General features: G+C 48.7%; 8 protein-coding genes and 1 riboswitch. Of the genes, 7 read left to right on the top strand and 1 reads right to left on the bottom strand.

The annotated features are described in order from the left end of the window. Positions 1-398, top strand: a 398-nt coding sequence (locus AVZ68_RS16835; RefSeq protein ID WP_180316724.1) for a 3D domain-containing protein, incomplete at its 5' end; no start/stop codon positions are given. Positions 399-742: 344 nt separating this feature from the next. Next, positions 743-1888: a peptidoglycan-binding protein gene (locus tag AVZ68_RS16830; RefSeq protein ID WP_059105742.1), complete on the top strand. Its 1146-nt coding sequence runs from the start codon at positions 743-745 to the stop codon at positions 1886-1888. Positions 1889-2117: 229 nt separating this feature from the next. Here AVZ68_RS16830 and AVZ68_RS16825 read toward each other — a convergent pair whose 3' ends face one another. Then, positions 2118-3017 (bottom strand): cation diffusion facilitator family transporter, encoded by a 900-nt coding sequence (locus tag AVZ68_RS16825; protein ID WP_059105741.1) that lies wholly within the window; start codon positions 3015-3017, stop codon positions 2118-2120. Between the two features lie 370 nt (positions 3018-3387). On the opposite strand from AVZ68_RS16825, the gene AVZ68_RS16820 reads away from it, so the two are divergent. The 5 genes from AVZ68_RS16820 to AVZ68_RS16800 all read left to right on the top strand — a co-directional run bounded on the left by AVZ68_RS16820 (position 3388) and on the right by AVZ68_RS16800 (position 8391). Next, the gene (locus tag AVZ68_RS16820) at positions 3388-4467 is read left to right on the top strand and encodes a branched-chain amino acid aminotransferase (protein WP_059105740.1); all 1080 of its coding nucleotides are present in this window, start codon (positions 3388-3390) and stop codon (positions 4465-4467) included. Positions 4468-4483: 16 nt separating this feature from the next. Beyond that, positions 4484-5275, top strand: a complete 792-nt coding sequence (locus tag AVZ68_RS16815; RefSeq protein ID WP_059105739.1) for an HAD family hydrolase — start codon at positions 4484-4486, stop codon at positions 5273-5275. 48 nt (positions 5276-5323) lie between these two features. After that, a riboswitch (TPP riboswitch) is annotated at positions 5324-5422 on the top strand. Between the two features lie 139 nt (positions 5423-5561). Beyond that, positions 5562-6164 carry an ECF transporter S component gene (locus tag AVZ68_RS16810; RefSeq protein WP_059105738.1) on the top strand — a complete coding sequence of 201 codons (603 nt, stop codon included), beginning with the start codon at positions 5562-5564 and terminating at the stop codon, positions 6162-6164. Beyond that, positions 6161-7597 (top strand): ABC transporter ATP-binding protein, encoded by a 1437-nt coding sequence (locus AVZ68_RS16805; RefSeq protein WP_157404691.1) that lies wholly within the window; start codon positions 6161-6163, stop codon positions 7595-7597. The genes AVZ68_RS16810 and AVZ68_RS16805 overlap by 4 nt, the downstream gene beginning before the upstream one ends. Beyond that, positions 7594-8391, top strand: coding sequence for an energy-coupling factor transporter transmembrane component T family protein (locus tag AVZ68_RS16800; protein ID WP_059105737.1), 798 nt, complete (start codon positions 7594-7596; stop codon positions 8389-8391). The genes AVZ68_RS16805 and AVZ68_RS16800 overlap by 4 nt, the downstream gene beginning before the upstream one ends. Positions 8392-8438: the final 47 nt, after the last annotated feature.

The following is an 8438-nucleotide window of genomic DNA, read 5'->3' as shown; positions in this document are numbered from 1 at the left end:
AAGCTGAGCGGGAACAGGCTGCTCAAGCTCAAGCTGAGCGGGAACAAGCCGCTCAAGCTCAAGCTGAGCAGGAACAGGCTGCTCAAGCTCCTGCCGCTGATGAAGGACAGGCAACTTATCAAATGGAAGCAACAGCTTATACAGCCAATTGTGAAGGATGCACTGGCGTAACGGCTACAGGCATTGATTTGAATGCCAACCCGAACCAAAAAGTCGTAGCTGTTGACCCGGACGTCATTCCACTTGGGAGCCGCGTCCATGTTGAAGGCTACGGTGAAGCCATCGCCGGTGATACTGGCGGCGCCATTAATGGTCAAAAAATTGATTTATATGTTCAATCAAGAGGCGAAGCGTTAAACTTTGGTCGTCAAACAGTGAACGTAACTGTACTTGATTAATCGGTAAAAAAAGGATCCGCCATTGAGCGGGTTCTTTTTTGTCTAGCTCCTGCAGGTAGAAGCGACCTGTCGGAGCTTTTCGGTATTGGCAAAAGCTTTCTGTCATCTCCCTCAACATGTTTACAAAATCCCTTCTTGCCCCACTCAGGTGCCCATTTTTCTTCTTGTCTTCCTCTTCAAAAACATTACAAAAAGGTTACAAAAACATTAAACTCTTTGTAACTTGGCTTATTTGTAGAACAGGCTGAGTAGGTATCATAGCAGATTGAACGTTGACCACCATGGTTCAGCTTTCATCTCTGCGGCATCTGTCGCAAGAACTTTTTGTAAGGAGGAAACAAAGAATGAAAAGATGGTTGAGAACTTTTTTGGCTACGGTTAGCGCGGCGGTTATCATTATAGTAGCTCCAGGTGAAGCGAATGCTGAAGGAGAGGGTTTTAATCCTATACATAAAGGGGCACAAGGGGAAGAAGTGCAAGCTTTGCAAGAAAAACTTGCGGATAGAGGCTACTTAGGTACGGAACAAATCACAGGTGTGTTTGAGTCAGGAACGAAAGAAGCAGTGGTTTCCTATCAAGAAAGCCAAGGACTTATAGTTGATGGAGTGGCAGGCGTGCAAACCCTCGGGGCGATGAGCGTATTGCAACAGGGAGAAGTTGGAGTGCTCGTCTCAAGCCTTCAATCAAGACTTCAAAGCCTTGGTTATTATCCAGCCGACATTGATGGTCACTACGGACCGATCACCAAGCAAGCGGTCCTAGATTTCCAAGCGAGGGCGAACATCCAAGTAGACGGCGTTGCTGGTCCCGAAACACACAAACAGTTGTATTACGGAAACATCCCAACAGCGACAGCAGAAGAAACAGCCCCATCCGAGCACACTTCTGATTCTAGCGAAAGCACTGCTAACAACGAGAATGGCGAAGAATCAACAGCGGTGGCAGACACAGAAGTCCCTTCTGAAAATAGTGAGGCTCAGACTCAAGCCCCGTCCTCTGAACCGAGTGCAGAAAGCACAGAGCAGGCCGTGAGTTCAGAAGATTCTTCCGGAGATTCTGAGAATCAAAGCCCATCTGAGGCAACTTCCCAACCAAGCGAAAATGCATCCACTAGTCAGGGCTCGGAGGAGTCAGCAGAGGTGGCAAGTTCAGAAGCCTCTGCCGAGAATGCAGAGACTGAAAGCAGCAGCGACGTTTCTGGTGCCACCTACCAAATGGAAGCCACAGCCTACACGGCTTACTGCAACGGCTGCTCGGGAACAACGGCAACCGGCATTGACCTTAGAAGCAATCCAAATCAAAAAGTCGTCGCTGTAGACCCGAACGTGATTCCGCTTGGAAGTCGTGTGTATGTGGAAGGCTATGGTGAAGCGATTGCTGGTGATACGGGAGGGGCCATTAAAGGGCAAAAAATTGATTTGTTTGTAGAAACCAAGGATGAAGCATTTTCCTTTGGGCGTCAGCAAGTGAACGTCACCGTTATTGATTAATTCCTATCGAAAAAGCGGAGGTTTCCCTGCTCAGGGCCTTGGAAACCGTCCCACCCTATGTTTCAGATGACCTCCACCAGCCGGAGCTAGAAACACCGAGACGCGAAGGCGGATTGCTCAGGAGCGAGAAGTTTGGAGACCCGATAAAAGAAATCCCGGTTCTGGATGTCGGTATCGGGGGCGAAAAATCTCGGCGCTCCTACCCGCCGGAGCTAGAAAAACGCCGAACCTACTCGTTAGGTTCGGCGTTTTTTTCTTGCTGCTCCCGTGGTTCAATATGGACTTGCGTATGAGCAATATTGTGCGTCTCTCGCAATTTCACTTCCACACTATCGGCGATTTCATGGCTATCTTTCACGGTAAGGTTCGGTTTCACTTCAATAATAACATCGGCATAAATGGAGCTTCCGACTTGACGGGCTTTGATCGTTTTTAGCGCATGCACAGAGTCCAGCTGCTCCACCGTCTTTCTATAGGAAGAAAGAGAGCGTTCATCAAAGCCGTCTGTTAAGGAATGGGTCGCGTCTCGAAAGATCGTCCACGCCGTGTGACAAATAAGCACTCCAATGAGAAAAGCCGCCAGCGTATCGACCCAGCCCAAACCAAATTGAGCAGCCACAATCCCGACAAATGCCCCGATGCTGACGATGGCATCCACTTTATTGTCCTGTGCCGCTGCCATTAATGCCTGACTGTCGATTCGCTGAGCGAGCCGTCGATTGTACGCATAGACCGCAAACATCACGGCCGCACCGCCGATGGCCACCCAGGCGGTAAGCATATGCGGCGCCTCTGTGCGAGCATCACCAAGTAACGACGTTCCCGCGCCCCAAATCACCTGAAGTCCAACCACCATCATGACAAATGCAGCAAGGAGGGCCGCAATGTTTTCAGCACGGAAATGACCGTACGGATGATCATGGTCCGGCGGCTTTTGAGAGATACGAAGTCCGACGAGAACGGCCACCGACACAATGATATCGGTGGCATTATTTAAGCCATCTGCAATCAATGCTTGTGATAAGAACAAATATCCAACAATCAATTTAATAGCGGCTAATACAACATAGGCGCAAATGCTCAACCAGGCACCTGACTCCCCTTGTTTCAACTCATCATAACGTTTCATAAAAGTAGCACCTCAGCCCTTTAAATCTGTCTACGTATTTTAGCAAACGACTGTTGTGTGGGTCTATAGCAACAAGTTTCTCTCCCTTCAGAACTATAGCTCCCGCGGAATTCTTTTGTATAAGGGAAACAAAAACAGTTTCGGCATGAATTCGAAACTCCATTCATCTATTTTAAAATTTAAGCGCTCAAACGAAATTTTCATCAGGAGAGAAATGAAGGAAACTTGCCTAAAATTACTGTCTAATTGACCATTTCGTGCTATAGTTGAAAAATACGTAGGCGAACCTTTCTAGAGAAGGGGACATCAACCGTACGTGGAGAAGACAAAACCAGACTCTCAGAGATAAAAGAGAAAGGGGCGCTAATTCATGACACAGAATAAGCTAGAGATTATGAAATGTACACATGGTAAGCCAAAACCGGATGTTGATTCTCTTGCTTTTGGCAAGCACTTTACGGATCATATGTTCATTATGGACTATTCTGAAGAGAAAGGCTGGCACGGCGCACGCATCATTCCTTACCAACCTCTGACGCTAGACCCCGCAGCTATGGTTTTTCATTACGGGCAGACGGTATTTGAAGGCTTGAAGGCTTACCGCTCAGAGGAAGGAGACATTCGTTTGTTTCGTCCAGAGGAAAACTTTGCCCGACTCAATCGCTCAAGCGATCGCCTGAGCATTCCACCTGTGGATGAGAGCCTTATGCTTAATTACTTAAAAGAATTGATTTTACTCGATAGAGACTGGATTCCAACAGCGGAAGGAACGTCTCTCTACATTCGACCATTTATTATCGCGACCGAACCGAATTTAAGCGTGGCTCCTTCTCGAACCTACAAATTGATGATGATTTTATCACCGGTTGGCGCGTACTATGAAGAAGGAATGAACCCTGTAGGCATTTTTGTCGAGGATCACTATACACGGGCCGCTCCTGGAGGAACGGGGACGGCAAAAACCGCAGGGAACTACTGTGCCGCTTATAAGGCACAAGACCGGGCGACAGCCAACCAGAAATCACAGGTTTTGTGGCTGGACGGGGTGGAGAAAAAGTATATCGAGGAAGTTGGGAGCATGAATGTCTTCTTTAAAATTGATGGCGAAATCCACACCCCGGAACTCTCTGGCAGCATCTTAGAAGGGGTCACTCGAAAGAGCGTGATAGAGCTTCTACATAGTTGGGGGATGAACGTGCGTGAGCGGAGAATTTCCATGGAAGAAGTGATCGCCGCTAGCAAAGCAGGGACACTTGAAGAGGTTTTCGGCACAGGAACAGCTGCAGTGATTTCGCCCGTAGGGGAGCTGCAGTGGAAGGATCATTCCATGCTCATTAACAACCGCAACACCGGAGCGCTCGCCAAGCGTCTCTATGACAGTCTCACCGGGATTCAGACGGGGGAGCAAGAAGATCCGTTTGGCTGGAGCGTTCAAATTAATGACAACTGAAGCAGGGGGGAATGGAATGAAAGCGGTTCTGTTTGATTTAGACGACACTTTGCTATGGGACGAGCGCAGCATTGCTGAAGCGTTTAAAGTTACCTGCGAATATGCCAGGAAGAAAAATCAACGGGTGGTTCCTGCCGAACTTGAAGCTGCCGTAAGGAAAGAGGCTCGGGCGCTCTACGAGACGCTTCCCACTTATGAATTTACGCAAAACATTGGCATTAATCCATTTGAAGGCCTCTGGGGGCAGTTTCAAGATGAACACGAATCATTTGCCGCTCTGCGTGAGGCTGCTCCCGGCTATCAGAAAGCTGCATGGGCCAGAGGACTAGAGGCCATTGGAGTTGACGACGTTGACTTAGCGAGTGCTCTCGCCGAGCAGTTCCCGCTTGCGCGCAGGCGGCATCCTTATGTCTACGACGAGTCCTTTCGAATTCTTGAGAAACTGCGTGAGCGTTACAGCCTTTTGCTGATCACGAATGGTTCCCCAGACTTGCAAAACACTAAGCTTGAGATCACGCCGCAGTTGGTTCCTTACTTTGATCATATCGTAATCTCAGGGGCGTACGGAAAAGGGAAGCCGGATAAAGGCATCTTCGAACACGCGCTTGGATTGTTAAATGTGGCCAACGACGAGGCGTTAATGGTCGGTGATAATTTGTGGACGGATATTCTCGGAGCGAATCGCGCGGGCATTCGTACTGCTTGGATTAACCGTACCAACAAAGAGCCAGCAGAAGAAATCACACCGACCTATGAAATTTCTGCTTTGGAGGAGTTGTATCCGATTTTAGAGAAACTGGAAAAATAGTTTGTCTTTTTCTTGAGATTATGGTTAAATAAAAAGCAATCACATAGATGATTCCACTAGGGGTGCCGAAGCGCTGAGAGAGACGGATGTCTTAACCCTTAACCTGATCTAGGTAATGCTAGCGAAGGGAAGTGGAGTTGACGTACATACGCACGCGAGCAGTGTATTTCTGCACGTGCCCTCTGTAAGTCGCTCTCTTCGTTTCGGGAGCGGCTTTTTGGCTTGTCCAGAGCTCCCACTCGGCGATCCTTTTTGTTTTGTCTGTGCACGAGGAGAGGATTTGAAAATGAAAAGAAACCGTTTAACCTTAACCGATGTCATGGTCACCATTATGATTGCCGTTGTTTTTGCCATTGTCTACAGACTATGGACGCCGGTCATGGACATCTTTAGCCTTGTCGGCTTACAAGGGGAGCAGCTTCTATATGGCATGTGGTTCATCGCCGCTACCATTGCGATGCTTATTATTCGTAAACCAGGCGTGGCCATTCTCGCCGAGACAGCAGCAGCCTCCGGAGAATTTTTCGCAGGCGCTCCGTACGGGCCGATGCTTCTGCTGTACGGATTAGCGCAAGGACTAGGCACGGAAGCTGCCTTTGCTTTGTTTCGCTACCAACGTTTCACGGTTACTGTCGCGATTCTTGGAGCGATCGGAGCCTCTGTCGCCTCCCTTGGGCTGGACTATTACTACGCCTACTTAGGAGATCTATCCACATGGAATCTAACACTCCGTATTGTTTTCCGAACCGTTGGATCCATCGCGATTGCAGGAATATTCGCTTACCTGCTTGTTCGTGCGTTAGAGAAAACCGGAGTCACAACCATGATCAGGCCGGCCTCGAAAAACGATTATGATCTGTTGGATAAGAAAGCGGGGACCAAAAGATGATCGCTGCCTCCGTACACGATTTGCGCCTTGCTTTCCCTAAAAGCGAAACACTGCTTTTTGACGGGCTGGATCTAACGATTGAAAAAGGGGAGAAAGTGCTCTTTCTCGGACCTAGCGGCTGTGGAAAATCGACGCTGTTACAGGTTCTTTCGGGGTTGTTTCCAGAAGTGATAGACATCCCGATGCGCACGTCCCATGCCACCGTCCCCCAGAGAAGCGGATTTGTATTTCAAGATCCCGACACACAGTTCTGTATGCCTTTCGTTGATGAAGAGCTTGGGTTTGTTCTGGAAAACCTGCAAGTTCCACGGAAGCAAATGAACGATCGGATCGCCTCTCTCTTGAAGAAAGTAGGGATAAAGCTTGAAACGCTTCATACCCCAATCCAACATCTTTCTCAGGGGATGAAACAACGGCTAGCCATCGCTTCTATGCATGCCCTGGAAGCAGACACCCTATTTTTAGACGAACCAACCTCTCTCCTTGATCCCGAAGGCACCGCTAAGGTATGGGCAACCATCAAAGAAATGAGCGTTGAAAAAACCGTCATTATTGTCGAGCATAAAATCGATCACATTCTTGATTACGTTGACCGGATTGTACTTTTTTCGGACAACGGGATGATTCTTGCAGATGGAAAACCTGCAGATATCTGGCGAAACCACCAAAGAGAGATTGACACGTACGGCATTTGGCATCCTTCCTCTTGGAGCAGGCATTTACAAGAAGCGACGTTTTCCCCCGTCAACAAGCAAGGACCCCTTCATCTCTCACTAAAGGAATGGAAGGCTTGGCGAGGAAAGAAGAAAGTGGCTTCGGTCGAGCAAGCCCATGTTCAAGGCGGGGAGTGGGTCACCATCGTAGGCGAGAACGGAGCGGGGAAATCGACACTTTTGTATGCGCTGATGAATCTTCTACCGACTACGGGCACCTATAAGGTTAATGAGCGAAGCATTCACGGAAAGTCACCTCTCGCGGGTGAGATTGGCTTTGTCTTTCAAAATCCTGAATTTCAGTTTGTCACCGACCGCGTGATGGATGAGTTGATGTTTTTAAAAGACCCTTCAAAAGAAGAAAGGGCGCTTGCATTACTGGATCGATTTGATCTCCTTGATAAAAAAGACGTTCATCCTTACCAGCTTTCGACCGGGCAAAAGCGGCGCTTGAGTGTTTGCACAGCTCTTGTCGGTGCTCACTCGATCCTGATGCTCGATGAACCGACATTTGGTCAGGATGCCAAAAACACGTTCTCGCTTTTGCAGCTGCTCGAGACGTGCCGGGCCGAGGAGACAACGATTGTCATGGTGACACACGACGAGGAGATTGTGAAGCAGTATGCCACGAGTGTATGGACGATAAAAGGCGGCAAACAAACCAGGATCGAGGCTGGTGAACGAGTGGATACAATGAAGAGAGGAGTGGTGGGAGAATGAATGGTTACGAATGGAGGACCACATGGTTGACTCGCATTAACCCAAGCCTTAAGCTGATCCTCACCCTTGCTCTTTTTATCGTTCTTGTATTCATTCACAACCCCAATGTGCTGGTACTCTTTTTTGCAGGAAGCACGGTGCTGCTTTTTGCTTTTTCCGGACACCCGATTCGCTATGTGCTGCTCTATACCGCCCCGTTCATTCTCATCTTCGTCTCCTCGGCAAGTGCGATGACATTCTTTGGCCAGGGGGAGACGACCTGGTTTGAGTGGGGGCTTGTTCATATTACAGAGGAAAGTTTTTACCGCGGCATGCATCTGGGCGTAAGGGCGTTAAGCTTTGCTGTTCTCGGGCTTCTCTTTGCCTTAACGACGAAACCTGTGCTCTTATTTTACTCGCTCATGCAACAGCTAAAGCTGCCTTCGCGCTATGCCTACGCGTTCATGGCTTCCATTCGAATGCTTCCCATTATGGTGACGGAGTTTCAAACGCTGCGTCACGCGCTTGCCATTCGCGGGTTGCAATTCCGGGGAATGAGAGGCCTTTATCAAAAGCTTAAATTCTTCACCATTCCCTTGCTTGCCCAGGCGATTCGCCGTTCTCAGCGTATTGCGGTCGCTATGGAAGCGAAGCACTTTACGAGCCAAAGCAAACGCACTTATTTCTACCACACCGGTTTTTCGATGTACGACGTCGCCTTTGTGAGCATTATGAGTCTACTTTTAGCTGGAAGTCTTTCTCTTGGTCAGTATCAGTGGTTTGTGGGGGTTCACGATGTCCGGCATTATCAATAATACGTACATGTAGTCGCTCTCAGGTGCGGAGCGGTTTTTCGTTTAGC

It is taken from the genome of Shouchella shacheensis, from assembly GCF_001484965.1.
Lineage (GTDB): Bacteria > Bacillota > Bacilli > Bacillales > Bacillaceae_D > Shouchella > Shouchella shacheensis.
This window is presented reverse-complemented; position numbering and strand designations above follow the sequence as displayed.